Source organism: Archangium sp. (assembly GCF_057119385.1).
This window is the reverse complement of record NZ_DBNGVP010000050.1, coordinates 43180-59838: the sequence shown is the minus strand read 5'-3', so window position 1 is coordinate 59838 and position 16659 is coordinate 43180. Positions and strand designations below refer to the sequence as shown.

At 69.3% G+C, this 16659-nt stretch carries 17 protein-coding genes; 8 read left to right on the top strand and 9 right to left on the bottom strand.

The features are described 5' to 3' along the window. Nucleotides 1–376: 376 nt before the first annotated feature. The gene (locus AC16DP_RS11360) at nucleotides 377–760 is read right to left on the bottom strand and encodes a helix-turn-helix domain-containing protein (protein ID WP_329730025.1); all 384 of its coding nucleotides are present in this window, start codon (nucleotides 758–760) and stop codon (nucleotides 377–379) included. 7 nt (nucleotides 761–767) lie between these two features. Continuing rightward, on the bottom strand, nucleotides 768–1139 hold the full coding sequence (locus AC16DP_RS11355; RefSeq protein WP_329730024.1) for a DUF423 domain-containing protein: 372 nt from the start codon (nucleotides 1137–1139) through the stop codon (nucleotides 768–770). Between the two features lie 121 nt (nucleotides 1140–1260). Between AC16DP_RS11355 and AC16DP_RS11350 the strand changes: the two genes are divergently transcribed. The 4 genes from AC16DP_RS11350 (at nucleotide 1261) to AC16DP_RS11335 (ending at nucleotide 6211) form a co-directional block, all read left to right on the top strand. Continuing rightward, on the top strand, nucleotides 1261–1881 hold the full coding sequence (locus AC16DP_RS11350) for an SET domain-containing protein (RefSeq protein WP_329730023.1): 621 nt from the start codon (nucleotides 1261–1263) through the stop codon (nucleotides 1879–1881). A 223-nt stretch (nucleotides 1882–2104) separates the two neighbouring features. Continuing rightward, complete coding sequence (locus AC16DP_RS11345) at nucleotides 2105–4180, top strand: S9 family peptidase (protein ID WP_329730022.1); 2076 nt, start codon at nucleotides 2105–2107, stop codon at nucleotides 4178–4180. A 175-nt stretch (nucleotides 4181–4355) separates the two neighbouring features. Beyond that, nucleotides 4356–5000, top strand: a complete 645-nt coding sequence (locus tag AC16DP_RS11340) for a DUF3332 domain-containing protein (RefSeq protein WP_329730021.1) — start codon at nucleotides 4356–4358, stop codon at nucleotides 4998–5000. Nucleotides 5001–5065: 65 nt separating this feature from the next. Continuing rightward, the gene (locus AC16DP_RS11335) at nucleotides 5066–6211 is read left to right on the top strand and encodes an aminotransferase class V-fold PLP-dependent enzyme (protein WP_329730020.1); all 1146 of its coding nucleotides are present in this window, start codon (nucleotides 5066–5068) and stop codon (nucleotides 6209–6211) included. A gap of 17 nt (nucleotides 6212–6228) precedes the next feature. On the opposite strand, the gene AC16DP_RS11330 is transcribed toward AC16DP_RS11335, so the two are convergent. Together AC16DP_RS11330 and AC16DP_RS11325 are read right to left on the bottom strand one after the other, a co-directional pair. Continuing rightward, nucleotides 6229–6867, bottom strand: a complete 639-nt coding sequence (locus AC16DP_RS11330; protein WP_329730019.1) for an LURP-one-related family protein — start codon at nucleotides 6865–6867, stop codon at nucleotides 6229–6231. 44 nt (nucleotides 6868–6911) lie between these two features. Beyond that, nucleotides 6912–7604, bottom strand: coding sequence for a Crp/Fnr family transcriptional regulator (locus AC16DP_RS11325; protein WP_329730018.1), 693 nt, complete (start codon nucleotides 7602–7604; stop codon nucleotides 6912–6914). A gap of 172 nt (nucleotides 7605–7776) precedes the next feature. Here AC16DP_RS11325 and AC16DP_RS11320 point away from each other — a divergent pair, with 172 nt between their 5' ends. Further along, nucleotides 7777–8298 carry a hypothetical protein gene (locus AC16DP_RS11320; RefSeq protein ID WP_329730017.1) on the top strand — a complete coding sequence of 174 codons (522 nt, stop codon included), beginning with the start codon at nucleotides 7777–7779 and terminating at the stop codon, nucleotides 8296–8298. Nucleotides 8299–8380: 82 nt separating this feature from the next. On the opposite strand, the gene AC16DP_RS11315 is transcribed toward AC16DP_RS11320, so the two are convergent. After that, on the bottom strand, nucleotides 8381–8821 hold the full coding sequence (locus tag AC16DP_RS11315) for a DUF1801 domain-containing protein (RefSeq protein WP_329730016.1): 441 nt from the start codon (nucleotides 8819–8821) through the stop codon (nucleotides 8381–8383). A 17-nt stretch (nucleotides 8822–8838) separates the two neighbouring features. Further along, the gene (locus AC16DP_RS11310) at nucleotides 8839–10614 is read right to left on the bottom strand and encodes a serine/threonine-protein kinase (protein WP_329730015.1); all 1776 of its coding nucleotides are present in this window, start codon (nucleotides 10612–10614) and stop codon (nucleotides 8839–8841) included. Between the two features lie 53 nt (nucleotides 10615–10667). On the opposite strand from AC16DP_RS11310, the gene AC16DP_RS11305 reads away from it, so the two are divergent. After that, on the top strand, nucleotides 10668–10973 hold the full coding sequence (locus AC16DP_RS11305; RefSeq protein ID WP_329730014.1) for a YciI family protein: 306 nt from the start codon (nucleotides 10668–10670) through the stop codon (nucleotides 10971–10973). 6 nt (nucleotides 10974–10979) lie between these two features. Here AC16DP_RS11305 and AC16DP_RS11300 read toward each other — a convergent pair whose 3' ends face one another. Genes AC16DP_RS11300 through AC16DP_RS11290 form a run of 3 tightly spaced genes read right to left on the bottom strand, consistent with a single transcriptional unit; the run spans nucleotide 10980 to nucleotide 14110 of the window. Next, on the bottom strand, nucleotides 10980–12017 hold the full coding sequence (locus tag AC16DP_RS11300; protein WP_329730013.1) for a hypothetical protein: 1038 nt from the start codon (nucleotides 12015–12017) through the stop codon (nucleotides 10980–10982). Continuing rightward, nucleotides 12014–13423 carry an NADase-type glycan-binding domain-containing protein gene (locus tag AC16DP_RS11295; protein WP_329730012.1) on the bottom strand — a complete coding sequence of 470 codons (1410 nt, stop codon included), beginning with the start codon at nucleotides 13421–13423 and terminating at the stop codon, nucleotides 12014–12016. Before AC16DP_RS11295 ends, AC16DP_RS11300 begins: the two co-directional genes overlap by 4 nt. Nucleotides 13424–13441: 18 nt before the next feature. Next, on the bottom strand, nucleotides 13442–14110 hold the full coding sequence (locus AC16DP_RS11290) for a TFIIB-type zinc ribbon-containing protein (protein ID WP_483956700.1): 669 nt from the start codon (nucleotides 14108–14110) through the stop codon (nucleotides 13442–13444). Nucleotides 14111–14349: 239 nt separating this feature from the next. Here AC16DP_RS11290 and AC16DP_RS11285 point away from each other — a divergent pair, with 239 nt between their 5' ends. Next, on the top strand, nucleotides 14350–15123 hold the full coding sequence (locus tag AC16DP_RS11285; RefSeq protein ID WP_329730010.1) for a TadE/TadG family type IV pilus assembly protein: 774 nt from the start codon (nucleotides 14350–14352) through the stop codon (nucleotides 15121–15123). After that, nucleotides 15105–16652, top strand: a complete 1548-nt coding sequence (locus AC16DP_RS11280; RefSeq protein ID WP_329730009.1) for a hypothetical protein — start codon at nucleotides 15105–15107, stop codon at nucleotides 16650–16652. The genes AC16DP_RS11285 and AC16DP_RS11280 overlap by 19 nt, the downstream gene beginning before the upstream one ends. Nucleotides 16653–16659: the final 7 nt, after the last annotated feature.

Below are 16659 nucleotides of genomic sequence, written 5' to 3'. Positions count from 1 at the left end.
CCCCGAGTGGCTCACCGGCAGGGAGCGGAAGAACTTGAGGACATAGGAGCGGCCCTCCCACCCGGCCAGGAACACGTGGCCCTGGCCGCCCTGGCCCAGCGGGCCCACCACCCGGTACTGGCCCACCTTTTCTCCGGCCTCGGGCAGTCTGTACACCCACGATCTCTTCACTGGGGCTACCTCCGAAGTCCGGAGGCTAACATGACTCGATGGCTCTCCCTGCCCGCTCCTCCTGAGGGGACGCGGGCCCGCTGCGCGCGATGGGCTGGGCTCGCTGCTCAGCGTGTTTCACGGCGCGGGCGCCAGGCGGGTGCTGGCCCGCTCCGGGTGTAGATATCTACACCTGAAGCCCGTCACCACCCGGCCCAACACCCGCTCACTCCTCCTCGGTATCGGGATGGACGATGGAGCGGAGGGCCACGCGGAACAACCGGAAGCGGTCGGGTGGCAGCTCGCGCACGAGCATGGCGAGGCGCCGCAGCTCGGGGGGATCTCCGGGTGGGGGAGAGGGGGGCGGTGGCGCGGGCATGTCTTCCGGGGGGCTGACCCCGAGGAGCACATCGGCGGAGATGCCCAGCAGCACGCAGAGGGCCTTGAGCTTGGGGGTGCTGGGCATCATGTCCCCGCGCTCGATGCGGCCGTAGACGGTGGGGACGAAGCCCACGGCCCTGGCCACCTGCTCCTGGGTGAGCTCCAGGCGCATGCGGGCCATGCGCAGCTCCGTTCCCAACCGGGGTTGTAGCGCGTCCTTGGGTTTCACGTGTCCCTCAGCCTGTCTGGCGCCAGGCGGCGAGGGCCAGCAGCAGCCAGCCCGCGAGGAAGCCCAGGCCGCCGAGCGGGGTGATGGCGCCCAGGGCCCGCACGCCGGAGAGGGCCAGCGCGTACAGGCTGCCGGAGAAGAGGAGGATGCCCACCGTCATGGCCCACCCGGCCCCGTTCAACAGGGGACTGGGACGCACCTGCATCAGCAGGCCGATCGCGATCAGCCCCAGCGAGTGGTACATGTGGTAGCGCGCGCCGGTTTCGAAGAGGGTCAGGAGGTCCGGGGTGAGCCTTGCCCGGAGCGCGTGCGCGCCGAACGCTCCCGCCGCCACGGACAGGAATGCGCTTGCCGCGCCGAGAATGAGCCACTGCCGCATCGTCGAGCGCCTTTCTTTCTTCAAAGGTCAGACTGAGGCACCCTACCGCGCCTTTCCTGGCGCGTCTCTACTTCCTCTTCCGATGCCCGCTCCCACCCACAAGAAGCCCTCCTCCCGCAAGATGCCCGTCCTCACGCCGCAGCCCTTCGAGCTGAGGCCCTCGTCCATCCAGGGACGTGGCGCCTTCGCCACCCGCCCCATCCGCAAGGGGGCCCGCATCATCGAGTACGTGGGGGAGCGCATCTCCCAGGCCGTGGCGGATGAGCGCTACGACGACACCGCCATGTCGCGCCACCACACCTTCCTCTTCAACGTGGACGAGGACACGGTCATCGACGCGGCGCACGAGGGCAACGACGCCCGCTTCATCAACCACTCGTGCGCGCCCAACTGCCAGGCCTTCCTCGAGGGGGACCGCATCTTCATCTACGCCCTGCGGGACATCCCCCTGGGCGAGGAGCTCTGCTACGACTACTCGTACGACCGCACCGAGGACATGGGCCCGGAGGAGGAGGCGCTCTACGTCTGCCGCTGCGGCGCTCCCACCTGTCGCGGCACCATCCTCGCCCCGCTGGAGGAGGAGGCGGCGCCTCGGAAGAAGGCGGTGAAGGGGGCGAAGAAGAAGTCCTCCGGCTCGGCGCGCAAGCCGCCGGCGGGCAGCAAGAAGAAGTCCACGGCGAAGACCGGCCGCTCCGCGTCCGGGACGAAGAACCGCGCCCGGACCCGCTCGGCGCGCGGCTGAGGGGCCCGGAGGTTCACACGGGGTGGGAGGACGGGCCCGGATACCCTCACCCCGTCCCTCTCCCGAAGGGAGAGGGGAAATGGGCGAGGGTGAGGGGAGGGTGACGCAGGGTATGGGTCGGGGACCGGGGGAGCGGCCGCTGTGCCGCCGGTGGGGATGAACGGTGGACACCCGCGGTCGAAACGGGCACCGTCCGCGCGGTCGACTCGCACGGAGGACCCCTTTGACCCTCTCCCTGTTCGCGGCGCTTGCTCTCACCGCCGCTCCCGCCAAAACCCAGCCCTTCACCGTCCAGGACCAGGTCTCGATGCGCCGGATCAGCAATCCGAGCGTGTCTCCGGATGGCAAGCGCATCGCCTTCGTGCTGCGCTCCACCGACCTGGAGGCCAACAAGGGCCGCACGGACCTGTGGATCGTCAACGCCGACGGCACCGGTCCGCGCCAGCTCACCTCCTCTCCCGAGAGCGAGGCGCAGCCCGTCTGGAGCCCGGAGGGCCAGGGCCTCTACTTCCTCTCCTCGCGCGGTGGCTCCCGTCAGGTGTTCCGCCTGCCGCTGGACGGGGGCGAGTCCCAGGCCGTCACGAAGCTGCCCCTGGACGTGGGCGCCTTCGCCCTGTCGCGGGACGGCAAGACGCTCGCGGTGGCCATGGAGGTCTACCCCGACTGCCCCACGCTGGAGTGCAACACCCAGCGCCAGAAGGAGAAGGCGCAGTCCAAGAGCACGGGCCAGGTGTACGACAAGCTCTTCGTCCGCCACTGGGACACGTGGGGCAACGGCAAGCGCTCGCACCTCTTCGTGCTGCCGGTGGATGGCAGCGCCGCCCCGCGTGACGTGATGGCGGGCATGGACGCGGATGGCCCCAGCAAGCCCTTCGGCGGCCCGGAGGAGTTCACCTTCACGCCGGACGGCAAGGGGCTCGTCTTCGCCGCGCGCGACGTGGGCAACAGCGAGTCCTGGTCCACGGACCTGGATCTCTTCCTGGCCCCGGTGGACAAGGCCGGCACGCCGAAGAAGCTCACCGAGAAGAACCGCGCCACGGACACGCACCCCGTGTTCAGCCCGGACGGCAAGACGCTGGCGTACCTGGCCATGTCGCGTCCGGGCTTCGAGTCGGACCGGCTGCGCGTGGTGCTGCGCTCGTGGCCGGAGGGCAAGGAGCGGGTGCTCGCCGAGCAGTGGGACCGTTCGGCCGGCTCGCTCACGTGGAGCCCGGATGGGAAGTCCGTGCTCGTCACCGCGGATGACGTGGGCCACCACCGCGCCTTCTCGCTCGACGTGGCGAGCGGCCAGGTGACGGCCTTCAGTGGCCCGGGCTACGCCGCCGAGCCGCAGCCGCTGCCGGACGGGCGCATCGCCTTCCTGCGGGATGACCTGAAGTCCCCGGCGGACCTGTACACGGTGCGCGCGGACGGGAGCGAGCTGCGCCAGCTCACGCGGGTGAACGAGGAGGCGATGTCGCGCCTGCGCTTCGGGGACTACGAGCAGTTCGAGTTCCCGGGTTGGAATGGCGAGACGGTGCGCGGGTACGTGGTGAAGCCGGTCGATTTCGACCCGAAGAAGAAGTACCCGGTGGCGTTCCTGATCCACGGCGGGCCGCAGGGCAGCTTCGGCAACCACTTCCACTACCGGTGGAACCCGCAGACGTACGCGGGCCGGGGCTACGCGGCGGTGATGGTCGACTTCCACGGCTCGACGGGTTACGGCCAGGGCTTCACGGACTCCATCCGGGGGGACTGGGGTGGCAAGCCGCTGGAGGACCTGCAGAAGGGCCTGGAGGCGGCGGTGAAGCGCTACGCGTTCCTGGATGGGGACAAGGTGTGCGCGCTGGGGGCGAGCTACGGCGGGTACATGATCAACTGGATCGCCGGGCAGATGCCGGAGCGCTTCCGGTGCCTGGTGAACCACGACGGCAACCTGGACGAGAAGCTGGCGTACTTCAACACGGAGGAGCTGTGGTTCCCCGAGTGGGAGCACGGGGGGACGCCGTGGGAGAACCCGGAGGGGTACACGAAGCACAACCCGATCGACCACGTGGCGAAGTGGAAGACGCCGATGCTGGTGATTCACGGCGGGCAGGACTTCCGGGTGGTGGAGACGCAGGGCATGGCCACCTTCACGGTGCTGCAGCGGCGGGGGATTCCGTCCAAGTTCCTCTACTTCCCGGACGAGAACCACTGGGTGGTGAAGCCGGCCAACAGCATCCACTGGCACGAGACGGTGCTGGACTGGTTGGATCAGTGGACGAAGAGCGCGGCGAAGAAGCCGGTGGTGGCGCCCACGGTGAAGGCGCTGCCGTAGCGCTGCCGTAGCGCTCCCTCTCCCTCTGGGAGAGGGCCGGGGTGAGGGTCTGGAGCGCCGGGACCCCGCCCCGTCCCATTTCCCCGCACACGACAGCGGACACGCACGACGAGTGCGGCTAGCGTCCCCGGCCAGCGCGGGCCGGAATCTCCGGTCTCCGCCTCAAGGAGGATGCATGAAGTCGCGTTCGTCTCGCCGGGTGGCGGCGCTGTTCGCCACGGCTCTGTCGCTGCACGTGTCCGGGTGCTTCGGCTCGTTCGCCCTGACGCGGAACATCTACGGTCTCAATGAGCGCATCTCGGACAACAAGTTCGTCCGGTGGCTGGTGTTCCTCGGGTTCGTGATCATCCCGGTGTACGGGGTGGGGACGCTGGTGGACGCGCTCGTGTTCAACACGCTGGAGTTCTGGACGGGGAGCAACCCGCTGGCGAGCGCGGGGACGCAGGAGGACGGGACGCGGGTGGTGAAGCTGAGCCCCACGGACACGCTGAAGCTGTCGCGTGACGAGCAGGCCGGGGTGATGCGGGTGGAGCTGGAGCGCGCGGGGGAGAAGCCGGTGGTGCGCTACTTCGAGCCGCTCGAGGACGGCATGGCGGTGCGGGACGAGGCGGGCGTGCTGCTGGTGCATGCGCGCGAGCGCGTGGACGGAGGGGTGGAGGTGCTGGATGCCTCGGGTGCGGCGGTGACGGTGCACTCGCGCGAGGCGGTGGCCGAGGCCAACGCGGCCTTCGAGCAGGAAGGCGTGGCGGGGCTGGCGCGGCAGGTGACGCCCCAGATGTCCCTGCAGCAGGGGCTCGCGCTGGCCTGCCCGGGCCGCTGAGCCGGTGACGAGGGGGGCGCGTCCGTGGCCGCACGGGCGCGCCGTCCTGGCATGATGCGCGCGCCATGACCTCGTCCCCCGACTTCGACGCCTACCGCTCCGAGTTCCCCGTCGTGAAGGAGCAGCTGTACTTCAACCACGCGGGAGTCGCTCCCACGAGCCAGCGGGTGGCCACGGCCATGCGCGAGTGGGTGGAGGACGTGCTCCAGCACGGCGTGCGCTACGAGCGGGGCTGGGAGGCGCGGACGGAGGACACGCGCCGGCTGGCGGCGAGGATGGTGGGCGCGGCGCCGGAGGAGATCGCCTTCGTGCGCAACACGGGCCATGGCCTGGGCCTGGTCGCCGAGGGGCTCGACTGGAGGCCCGGGGACGAGGTGGCCGTGGCCTCGTCCATCGAGTACCCGTCCAACGTCTATCCCTGGCTGCATCTGCGCGACCGGGGCGTCTCCGTCCGGGAGATCGAGATGCGCGACGGGGGCGTGACTCCCGAGGCGGTGGCCGCGGCGATCACTCCGCGCACGCGGCTGGTGGCCGTCAGCTCCGTCCAGTTCGCCTCGGGCTACCGCACGGACCTGGAGGCGATTGGCGCGCTCTGCGAGCGCTCGGGCGTGCTCTTCTGCGTGGATGGCATCCAGAGCGTGGGCTGCCTGCCGGTGGACGTGAAGAAGAGCCGCATCCACTTCCTCAGCGCGGACAGCCACAAGTGGATGATCGGCGTGTCCGGCATCGGCTTCCTCTACGTGGACAAGGACGTGCTGCCGCGCGTGCGGCCGGTGCTCGTCGGCTGGCGCTCCACCACGGACGCGTGGAACTTCAACCGTGCCCACTTCGAGCTGCGTCCGGATGCGTTGAAGTTCGAGGAGGGGAGCCAGAACTACGCCGGCACCTATGCGCTGGGCGCCGCGCTGGGGCTGTTGTTGGAGGTGGGCCTGGAGAACGTCGAGGCCCGCATCCGGGAGCTGCTCACCCACCTGGACCGGGAGTTGCGCGCCATCGGGTGCGAGACGGGGCCCGTTCCCGCCCACCGCGCGGGAATCCTCACCTTCCTGCCGCCGCGTGGGGATGTGAAGGCGCTGGCCTCGTACCTCTCCGAGCGCCAGGTGAGCTTCTCGCTGCGGCGCGGGCGCATCCGCATCTCGCCGCACTTCTACAACCAGCCCGGGGAGCTGGATCGGCTGGTGGAGATGGTCCAGGCGTTCTCGGGGAAGTGAATGGACGGGGCGGCCGCTCAGCTGCTGCTCTCGCGCCGGTTCTCGAAGTGGACGAAGTCGATGAGGAACGTGGCCGCCATCACCAGGGTGCGCAGGCGCGCGTCACGGAGGCCCTCGAACTGGACGCCGAAGTTGTCCGCGTCCGTGAACAGCTCCTTGCCGAAGCCGCTCCACTTCTTGGCGATGGTGCCCACCTCGCGGCCTCCCTCCTCGATGACGAAGGTCCACGGGCGGAAGAAGGGCCCATTCAGGTGGGCCAGCTCCTCGCCATTGGGGCCGAGCACGTCATAGGCGCGGGTGAAGAAGCGGAAGCGCTGCTGGATGTGGCCCAGGAGCCGGCCGTCCCCATCCTCCACCTCCAGGGTGGAGAGCCAGAACCGCCACGGCCGCCGCAGCCGCAGCACCGGGGCGCCCGAGCGTGTCCTCAGCTCCATCGTGAAGGGCCGCTTCGCCTTGAGGAAGATGCGCAGCAGCCAGGTGCCCAGCCCGCCGCCCACCTCACCCGCATAGAAGAGCGTCTGCCCGTCGTCGCCCACCACCTCGTACGTGTTGCGCCCCTCGAAGCCGGTGAGGATCTCCCCCCACTCCTTCTTCTGGCGCACGCGCAGCGCGTTCTGGTGGAGCAGCGGGGCCAGGGCAGTGGAGTCAGCGGGCATGGGCACCTTCCGGGGCTTCGGTCCGGCCGGACTCTACCCGACGCTCAGCCCGGGGCGATCAACAAGGCGCGGAGCGCGTCGGGCGCGTGGAGCACCTGCCAGCCCTTGGGGGAGAGCGAGAGCAGCTTCCGGGAGGCCAGTGCCGCCAGGGCCCGGTCCACGCTGCGCCTCGCCGCTCCGATCTCCAGGGCCAGCCGCTGCCGGGAGAGCGGGTAGCGGATGACGAGCCCTTCCTCCCCCGGGCGCCCGAAGTGCTCCGCGTACTCCAGCAACACGCGGATGAGCCGCTGCTCGCACCCGTCGAAGCCCATGGCGCGGCTGATCCGGATGGTGCCCTCGAAGCTGGCCGCCAGGTCCGTCAGCACCGCCGTGGTGAAGCCATGGTCCCTCGCGAGCGCCTCGCGGAACACGGGCGCTGGAAGGACGTACCCCTCCAGCGGCGTGAGCGCCTCCGCCGAGGCCACCCACCGGCTGGCCTGCATCACCTCGAGCACGCCGAGGATGTGCGGCGCCCGGAGCAGCTTCACGGTGAACTGACAGTCCGGCGACAGGGCATGGAAGATCCGCACCACACCCTGTGACAGGAGCGTGAGTCCCTCGACGGATTCCCCGGCGGTGTGGAAGGTCGCTCCAGCGGGAAGCTCGAGCGGAAGGGCCGCGGCCTCCAATTGGATCCGTGTCGTCCGGGCGCATGAGCCCAGCGGGCTCCAGGCTGGCAGCGAGCGACACACGTCCATACCCGAGAGAGGGCCCGGGCCCGCCCGCATCCCAGAAATCGAATTTCCGCGGGATTTTCCCGCGCTCGCGCCGCGCCAGATGGCGTGGCCTGTTTTGGGGGGCTATTGGACCTGAAGGGCTAATCCAGTATTGCTGGTTCATCGCAACCGCAACCGACGGAGGCAATTCCCCATGTTTCGACTCCAGACGAAGATCGTGGCGCTGTCCCTTCTCTCCCTTTCTCTCGCAGTGACCGGCTGTGGTGGTGTCGAGGCGGAGGATCTGTCTCCCGAGGAGCAGGCGTCCTACGGCGCGAACCACGAGGCCCACGCCGACCACGCGGATGAGCACGACGTCGGCACCACGGAGTCGGCGGTGTGTGGCTACTGCGACAACTGTGTGTTGCACGCCCGGTGCTTGCAGCCCAACCTCCCGTACGGCCTGACCTACTGGAGCGACAAGGTGGCGATCATCAACAGCAACCACGCCCACAGGGGTTGCGTGGCGATGATCCCGACGTCGAGTGTGTACGGCCACGTCGCGTACGTCGCGGACGTGGACACGGCGCCGAGCCCGAACCGGATCACCCTGAAGGAGGCCAACTGGGTGGGTAACACCTGCAGCTCGCGCACGGGCACGAAGGATGGGTTGAACATCCGCAACTACTGGTGCCCCGCCGGCGCGCACACGGCGAACTGCGCGGGCCCGATGTAGAACCAGCCCCCGCTGGTGCTCCTTCGCCGTCCGCGTGGTCTCGCGGGCGGCGGTTTCGTTTCGGGTGGGTCAAGCCTCCGCGTTACACGTGCTGGATCCACTCGCGGAGGATGTTCGCGAAGGCGGCTTGCTTCGCGCGGATGTCCTTCGCGTCGCGGAATTTCACCGACGCCCGATCCCTGGCGAGCCACTCGAGCAAGGACTCGGGGTCGGCCACCTGGATGCCCGTGACCGCGGTGTCCCGCGTCTTCGCACCCAGGTGCAGGATGACCTGCACGCCGTCCTTCGCTCGGAGCTGGAAGGTCGCGAAGTACTCCGAGGTCCGGAAGCTCGGCGCGTTCCACTTGATGCCTTCGGCGATCTTCGGATCCGCACCGAGGATGATCCGCCGGAGGGCGGCGATCTCCTGCTTGAACGGGTGCTCGAGCGACGCGAGGAAGGCCTCGACGCTCTCGGGCTCGGACGCGCTGCGCTTCGCGGGTTTCTTGCTCGCGGGCTTCTTGCTGGCGGCTTTCGTGGCCACGTCGCACTCCCTGGGGTTCAGCGGGGACGCTGGATGAGTCGCGTTGTCTGTTCCTCGATGGGCGTCTCGGCCTTCGCACCGATGATCCGCGTGGTCCCCGAGTCCACTCCGGGGGCCGCGGCGATCTCACGCGTGAGCAACGCTTCCACCTCGGCGGGCGTGGGATCTCCCAGCTCGGAGAGATTCCGCTCGCGTGCCCACCGCTCCGCGAAGTTCTCTCGCAGCCAGCTCGTGAGCTCGACCGCCGGGAGCGCCTGCCGGACCGGTTCGAGCCCGCGCTGGAAGGCCCTCGCGTCGGCGTAACGCCGTGCCACGGCCGGGTGAAGCGCGGTCGCGAGGACGTTCCGGAGCAGCGCATACGCGGCGGGGGCGTCGGGCCGCTCCGCGTTCGGAAGTTGGAGGCGGCCCGAGGAGAGGTCGGGAAGCCTGCCGAAGAGCAGCTCATGGAGCACGCAGCCGAGCGCGAAGAGATCTCCGGAGATCGTCGCCTCGGCCCCTTCCATGCGCTCGGGGGGCATGTACGGGACCTTCCCGATGATGCCGCCCACCTGCGTGAGCCGTGTCGCGGGCAGCGAGGCGACGCTCGGGGTGACCTGCTCCTGCGCTTCGCCGGACCCATGCGCGATGCCGAAGTCGACGACCTTCACCACGCCATCGAAGGACACGACGAGGTTGTCCGCGCTGATGTCGCGATGAATCACGCCGCGCTCGTGCGCATAGGCGAGCCCCCGCAGGGCCTGCTGGCAGATCTCGACGATCACCTCGAGCGGCAACGGCTCTCCCTTGTGGACGCGCCGGACGAGCTCGAGCACGTTCACGCCGCTCAGGTACTCCATGACGATGAACCACCCGCCATCGACCTGGCCGAGATCGTAGACGGACACGATGTTGGGGTGGTGGAGGCGCGCGGCGGTGCGCGCCTCGCCGATGAAGCGGTGGAGCCGGACCTCGGGCTCCTCGTGCTCCTCATCCAGCATGCGCTTGAGGACGACAAGCCGGTGGAAGCCCGCGCGGCCGGTGCGCACCGCGAGCCACACCTCGCCCATGCCGCCGCGTCCGAGCCGGGTGAGCCGGCGGTAGCGGTGGATGCCGGTGCCCAGGTCCGCGCCGCGCAGCGAGCGGGCGGTGAGGATGGCGAGCGCGGAGGAGGCGAACAGCAGGAAGGGGAGTCCCACGAGCGCGAAGAGCGAAGGGCCCGGGAGCCAGCCCGCGTCGATGGCGAGCTCGCGGCCCAGGAGCACGAGCGCGCACAGGGCGGCGGCGAGCACGGCGATCGCCATCGCGCCCCGGCGTTTCAGGAGCCGCGCCGCTTCCACGGCCCAGGTCCCGGCCACGCTCGTCGCCAGCAGCCAGAAGAGGGGGAGGCTCAGGCCCGCGGTCGCATGCGTGAGCTGCTCCGAGGTCAACCCGGCCGTGGGCAGCGTGAGGACGGACCAGGTCACGTCGACCACGCGCACCGTCCCGAACGCGAGGGCCACGCCCAGCATCACCCGCCGCCAGAGGGTGAGCGGCTGATCCAACAGCGACCACAGGACGCGCAGGAGGGTGTAGGGGAGGGGAATCGACGGGAGGACGCCGAGGATGAGCCATGGCCGCGTGTCGGCGATCATCGCGCTGGCCTCGCGGCTGGTGAGACCGATGGTGAAGGTGAGCACCGCGAAGCCGAGGAAGCTCGAGGCGAGCCAGAGCTGGACCCGCTGGGTGCGCACGGCGGCCCAGGTCACGAAATGCACCAGCGCGAGGACGAGGAACGCGCCCGCGAGCGCGAGGTGCAGCATGGTATATGGCGTCACGCGCGGGAGCGTAGTGGATGGAGCCCGCGCCCTCCAAACCAAGGACCCGCCTCATGCCCTCCAGCTTCTTCTTCGCCCGGCTCGTGCCGAATCGTCCCGACTTCCCCATGTCCATGACCGCCGAGGAGCAGGCCACGATGGGCGCACATAGCGCGTTCCTCCAGAGCCAGCTCTCGGCCGGCTCCCTGGTGGTGGCGGGCCCGGTGATGGATCCCAAGGGCGTCTTCGGCCTGGCCGTGTTCGAGGCGGAGTCCATGGCCGCGCTCAGTGCCCTGCTCGAGAAGGATCCCGCCCGGGCCATCGGGCGCTATGAGATCTTCCCCATGGCCTCGGCCTTCGCCCGTCCGGCCGCGAAGTAGGGCCCGTCACCGGCGGACGGGAACGTCCTGGGCGGCCAGCTCGATGACGAGCTGGTCCCGGGGCACCGTGCCTCGCCGCTCGTGACGCTCCTCGGCGTAGTGGTACGTGACGCGCACGCGCCGGGTGTCAGTGGGTAGCACCACGCGCGTGGGCTCGAAGGGCTGGAGCGCCGTGTTGCCGGTGCGGCGCACGTGCAGGCCTCCCCCTTCCGAGGCGGTGAGCTCGAAGGTCTGCCCGAGCCGCGCCACGGGCCTGTCATCGGCCCACAGCGTCAGGTGGCGGAACACGTCCCCCGTGGGAAAGGCGTGCCCCACGCCGCGAGATTCGAGCACCGCGACGAGCTGCCCCCGTGTCCGTTCCACCCGGAGCGACAGCGCGCCCCGGAGGAAGTCCCGGTCATACGCTCCCCGGAACGCGTGCGAGCCGCCGGGCATGTGGCAGCTCTGGCACGTGCCCTGGCCGCCGCGGTCCCGCCAGTCGCGCCACTCGCTCCAGGTCGTCTGCATCTTCTCGTCCGTGAGCACGGATTTCCCGTCCACCACTTCGTGGCCGAGGAACTCGTGACAGCTCGCGCAGAAGGAGGGCTCGGCCAGTTTCGGCTCGGAGCGCAGGGGGTGATCGGCCTCCGGAGGTCGGGGATTCGCCGTCATCACCACGCCCTCGCGGACGTGGCACGTCACACAGGTGATGCCCTCGTGGGCCAGCGACTCCCGGGGGACCGAGGCGAGGGAGCGCTCGCGGACCAGGGCCGGACGCCGCCGCAGCGCCGCCTTCGCCTGCGCCTCGAGCGGGGCATGGCAGTACACGCAGCGGGGATGCGGTTCCGCCGCGAAGCCATCGAGGAACACGGCGTTGTCGAGGCTCCGCCGGTGGCGGGACCGCGTCCACGCTTCGTACACCTCCGGGTGGCACGACTCGCACGTCTCCGCCGAGGCGCCCGAGACGCGCACGGGCTCCAGGAAGCTCCCGAAGTCCCAGGGCGAGGGGGATTCGGCCCCCGCCGCCGTGGCCAGGAGCAGGGCGAGGAGTGCCACCTGCTTCATGTGCTCGACACGGCCTCGCTCGTCGCCTTCCGCACGGAGATTCCCGACTCGGGGTCCACTCCCTCGTACTCGGAATTGCTGTCCACCAGCTCGGTCCGCTCGAGCCGGGACACCTTTCCATTCGTGTACGTGGCGGTCGTCACGCCCACGGTCACGATGGGGCTCCCGAGGTCATCCTCGCTGGTCTCCAACGTCACCAGGCGCGTGAGCCTTCCGCCCTCCAGCAGCGCGATGGCATGCGTGGTGGTCGTGGAGGAGGTGCGCTCGACGACGACGTGCGTCTGGGTGAAGTACACCTTCTTCACGTCGGTGGCCGAGCCCTCGAGCACCAGCAGATTCGAGAGCACCGTGCCGTGCCGGTATCCCTCGTCGTCGCTCAGCCTCGGGGTGAGGGAGCCCCGCCCCTTGGCCTCGAAGAGGGTGGCCTCGGACAGGTTGAACAGGGGCACCATGAGTGGGGAGAGGGAGAAGTCCTCCGGGTAGGAGAAGTTCTCCGGCAGCACCACGCGGCCCCGCTGGGTGAGCGAGTACCACTTCCCCTCCTGGGGCGGAGCGGCGGCGAGCTTGCCGAGCTCCTGGATCAGCGCCTTGTCCGGCTCGGCCAGGGGGCCGGCGAGCTGTCCCTTCTCGACCTGGGTGAGCAGCGGAACGAAGTCCCTGGCGGGCACGCCCTTCTCGGCATGGCCGTCCTTGTCCTCGTCGAGCACCCGGGCGTAGCGCTTGGAGAGCAGCTTCTGCTCCACCTTCTGCTCGAAGCGCGAGGACGCGAACGGGTAGCTCTTGGGCAGACGGGCGAAGTACTTCGCGGCCTCCAGGCGCTCCTTCTTCCACTGGAGCAGGGCCTCGTGCTTTCCCTTCTCGACGGCGGCGTTGTACGGCACGTCGCTGTCCACGAAGACCTGGACGTCCGACACGCAGGTGTCCTTGTACTTGGAGCCCGGGTGCACGCTGTCGACGGTGAGCACCACGTCCGCCACGGCGCCCGTCACGGGGATGTCGAAGGACTGGGGCCCCATCTTCCGCTCGAGCGTGAGCTGCGTCTTCGCGGACTCCTGGCCTCCCGGGCCGCGCACGGTGACGGTGAGCTGCCGGGGCGCGGAATTGGCGCTCAGCAGCGCCTTGGATTTTTGATAGCCATTGAAGACGACGAGGCGGATGGCCCGCGCCGACTTGAGAGCCGAGACGGGAATCGTCAGCGACTCGCCGATTCCATCTCCCTCGGCGCCCTCCACCCAGGCTGTCTTCACATCGTCATCGAGCACGTAGCTGGGGTGGTAGTTCTCCTCGTACTTGTTCCAGTTGCTCTTGAGGAAGCTGGTGGCCGTGGCCTGCTCGGCGTGCAGGCGCTGGAAGCCGCCAGCGGCGGTGAGTGAGGGAAGCAGGACGGTCAGCAGGAGGGGTCGCATGATCTCCTTCTATACCGATCACCCCAGCAGCTTCGAGAAGAACCACACCAGCGCGGATTCCACCTCGGCGCGTGTTGGACCAGCGGGTTTGTCATTTCGCTCCCTCAGGGTGAGGACCTGAGGCGGGAGGAAGGAGTCATCCGTCTGAGGGTCGTACGGGGTGAGCGCCACCTCCACCGGGCTCGCCCCCTTTGGTGCGCAACTCCCGCACCAGTGCTTGTCCTCCCAGGCGAAGGCATGCGCTCGTTTCAGCTCGCGGTGGCAGCCGGCGCAGGAGTCCTCTGGAGGCGCTGGCTCCGGGGGGCCCTTGCCGCGCGCTGGCGGCCACGGGTCCGGTGCCGCCTTCGGCATGCGCAGCAGGAGCTCCAGCTCGCCCGCATCCAGGCCCACGCCCCGGCAGCTCGTGCAGACATCCACGGGCACTTCGGCCACCTTGGCCACCGCCAGTGGACCGCTGCCGCACTGGGGGCAGCGCGAGGCCTCCTCCCCGCAGGAGGGGCAGCTCGGGGCCTCCCGCAGCGTGGCCTGGCAGTGCTTGCATTCTCCGAGGCTTTTCAACGCCTTTCGCACCAGGACGACGAGCGCCGGAGCCCCCACCACCCTGGCGAGCGAGCCCTCCTCGAACCACACCGCGCGGCAGGTTCCGCACTCCTCCCGCAGGAAGCCCCCGAGGAGGGTGGGGCGCATGGTGCCGTGATGACAGAAGGGACAGGGGGTCACGGAGGTTCCGAGGGTGGGGAGATTCGCCGAGTATAGCCGCGTCCCCGGTGCCTGCTGAACGGCAGCGGATGTCCGCTCGCCCGGGCTGGGGGGAGTCGAGAGGGAGCATGGTCGAGGACGTCTGCTTTCACCCCGCGGGTGTGTCTGTGTAGCGTGTTGGATCAGGGCGTGGGTGAGGCGTGAGCCAGGGCCGGCCCTCCCGTCACATGAAAGCAAGAGCAGCCATTCAGCGTCCAGGCGGCGGACGCGAGTCAGGGCAGGCCGCGGTGGAGTCGGCCATCGTGCTGCCCATGTTCGTGTTCCTCCTGTTGGGCCTCCTGCAACTGTCCCTGATGCACCAGGCGCGGCTGATGACGAAGTACGCGGCCTACAAGGCCGCGCGGGCGGGCTCCCTGCACCACGCGGATGTGGACATGATGGAGCGTGCCGCCCTCGCCGTCCTGCTGCCGCTGGTGAGCCGGGATCTGGGGGGCGGTGAGTACATCAAGTCCGTCACCACGGCGGACGACTTCAACGCCAAGTGGAAGTGGAACAGCGTCCAGGTCAACGAGATGCCGGACGCCGATGGGCTCCCCCATGCCGCGGTGACCATCTGCGGGCCGGTGAGTGAAGATTTCCCCGGCAACCCGGCCGAGGTGGACTTCGATGACCCGGAGTGGTCCACCGGCAACGGCGGCGATTGGAAGGAGAGTGAGCGTACCAAGCTGCGCGTCCAGGTGACGTTCAACTACCGGATGCCCATTCCCTTCGCCAACCAGGTCATCCACGCGGCCAGCCGCCACCGGGACATCACCCCCGTGCTCCGGCTCAAGCGCCGCTCCGACCGGACCCCGGTGAAGGTCGACCTGTACAACGATCTCGCCAGCCGGGGCCTCTACATCCTTCCCATCCGCGCCACCTACACCATGCGGATGCAGTCCAACCTCTACCCGCAGAAGTACCCTCTGCCCGGGAAGAACGAATGCCGCTTCATGTTCTGAGGCCCTCGCGCCGCCGTGAGCGGGGCCAGACGATGGTGCTCGGTGCGCTCACCTTCCTGGTGCTGGCGCTGCTGGTGGCGCTCAGCTTCAACCTCGGCCATGCGCTGCGCAAGAAGGTCAGCCTCCAGCAGCACAGCGACGTGCTCGCCTACTCGATGGCGGTGCTGGAGGCGCGCGCGCTCAACTACTACGCGGTGAGCAACCGCTCCATTGCCGCTTCGTACGTGGCGATGAACAGCATCCACGCGTACATGGCCGCCTCCAGTGTCACCGGAGAGATGATGCGGGCCTCGCGTGGCAACTTCCAGCTCATCGCGGCGCAGGAGTTCGCGCAGTGCGGCTGCAAGAAGTGCTTCAAGCACTGCGTGCATGCCTTCAAGGCGTTGAGAATCGCCAGCAAGTACGGGAGCGCGGGCCGCAAGTACGACCGGAAGGTGCGGGGATTGGAAGGGAACTTCAACACCATCATGACGGGGCTGGATCGGATGGTGGACGACATCCACGCCTCGCAGAGCCAGGTGCACACGCGGACGCTGGAGGCGGTGCGCGACGGCCGGGCCCACGGGCTGGGCAGATTGGCGGACGCCAACGCCCCTGGTGTGGGGGAGCTTCCCGGGCAGGTGGGGCGCCTCAACGCGGACGAGCTCGAGTGCGCGGTGGACGGCAGGCCCTGCGAGAGCAGCGTGGCCAGCTCCCCTCTGAAGGCGCGCGCCCGGGTGATGACCGAGGTGGCCAATGCCTCCCGCCCCGGCTGGCCCGCCAACCGCGGTGTCTTCTTCAGCTATCCCTCCTATCTCCATGGAGACTTCCTCAAAGAGCTCCGCGACATCCCCGGCGAGGGGTCTCATTGGGTGCTTCCCAAACACAAGGGGACGGCGAAGACGGTGCAGTCGCCCGGTGCGCTGCATGGGCCCGGGCAGTCGGCGGGCAACGAAGGCCTCGCCGTCTCCGCGGACGAGTCGGGTGCCATGTTCAACCAGTGGAAACATGGCATCGCCCCCTCCGGCTCCTATTCCGTGCGCGTGTGGAGCGACAAGAACGGTGGCGGCCATCGTCCGGGGGGCGCCCACCAGGGCCGTCACCGCTTCGAGGGCGTCAATACCAAGGGGCTCACCGCCTGCGCGCGAGGCGGCAACTGCTTCATGAAGTTCCGCGCCAACGACGACGCGAGGCGGGACTGGGGCCAGCCTCGCGTCTACAGCTATCTGTCCCGGAAGCTGCGCTGGGGAGACAGTGGCAAGCCGCTTCCCTGGGAACTCAATGACTCGGCCACGGTGACGTTCCGGCAGGGGGCCTCCACCGGCAAGCTCACCCTGGCGGCGGACGAGGGCGCGGCCCTGTCCCAGGCGCTCGTCTACTACCACCGCTTCGGGGAGAACGGCTGGCGCGAGGCGCCCAACCTCTTCAGCCCGTACTGGCGGGCCAAGCTGCACCCGCTCACCCGGGAGCAGGCCGTGAAGGTGCTCGAGGCCGCCGGGGACGAGGACGCGGCCCGGCTCGTCCAGGGCGCCGGGAGGTTGGCGCTATGAGCTCCTC

What these genes read in the sequence shown, in the direction of transcription:
- AC16DP_RS11280 (WP_329730009.1), top strand. Translation starts at nt 15,105, where the DNA reads ATGCCGCTTCATGTTCTGAGGCCCTCGCGCCGCCGTGAGCGGGGCCAG.
- AC16DP_RS11335 (WP_329730020.1), top strand. Translation starts at nt 5,066, where the DNA reads ATGACCTCGTCCCCCGACTTCGACGCCTACCGCTCCGAGTTCCCCGTC.
- AC16DP_RS11350 (WP_329730023.1), top strand. Translation starts at nt 1,261, where the DNA reads ATGCCCGTCCTCACGCCGCAGCCCTTCGAGCTGAGGCCCTCGTCCATC.
- AC16DP_RS11285 (WP_329730010.1), top strand. Translation starts at nt 14,350, where the DNA reads ATGAAAGCAAGAGCAGCCATTCAGCGTCCAGGCGGCGGACGCGAGTCA.
- AC16DP_RS11290 (WP_483956700.1), bottom strand. Translation starts at nt 14,110, where the DNA reads ATGCGCCCCACCCTCCTCGGGGGCTTCCTGCGGGAGGAGTGCGGAACC.
- AC16DP_RS11325 (WP_329730018.1), bottom strand. Translation starts at nt 7,604, where the DNA reads ATGGACGTGTGTCGCTCGCTGCCAGCCTGGAGCCCGCTGGGCTCATGC.
- AC16DP_RS11355 (WP_329730024.1), bottom strand. Translation starts at nt 1,139, where the DNA reads ATGCGGCAGTGGCTCATTCTCGGCGCGGCAAGCGCATTCCTGTCCGTG.
- AC16DP_RS11300 (WP_329730013.1), bottom strand. Translation starts at nt 12,017, where the DNA reads ATGAAGCAGGTGGCACTCCTCGCCCTGCTCCTGGCCACGGCGGCGGGG.
- AC16DP_RS11340 (WP_329730021.1), top strand. Translation starts at nt 4,356, where the DNA reads ATGAAGTCGCGTTCGTCTCGCCGGGTGGCGGCGCTGTTCGCCACGGCT.
- AC16DP_RS11305 (WP_329730014.1), top strand. Translation starts at nt 10,668, where the DNA reads ATGCCCTCCAGCTTCTTCTTCGCCCGGCTCGTGCCGAATCGTCCCGAC.
- AC16DP_RS11295 (WP_329730012.1), bottom strand. Translation starts at nt 13,423, where the DNA reads ATGCGACCCCTCCTGCTGACCGTCCTGCTTCCCTCACTCACCGCCGCT.
- AC16DP_RS11320 (WP_329730017.1), top strand. Translation starts at nt 7,777, where the DNA reads ATGTTTCGACTCCAGACGAAGATCGTGGCGCTGTCCCTTCTCTCCCTT.
- AC16DP_RS11330 (WP_329730019.1), bottom strand. Translation starts at nt 6,867, where the DNA reads ATGCCCGCTGACTCCACTGCCCTGGCCCCGCTGCTCCACCAGAACGCG.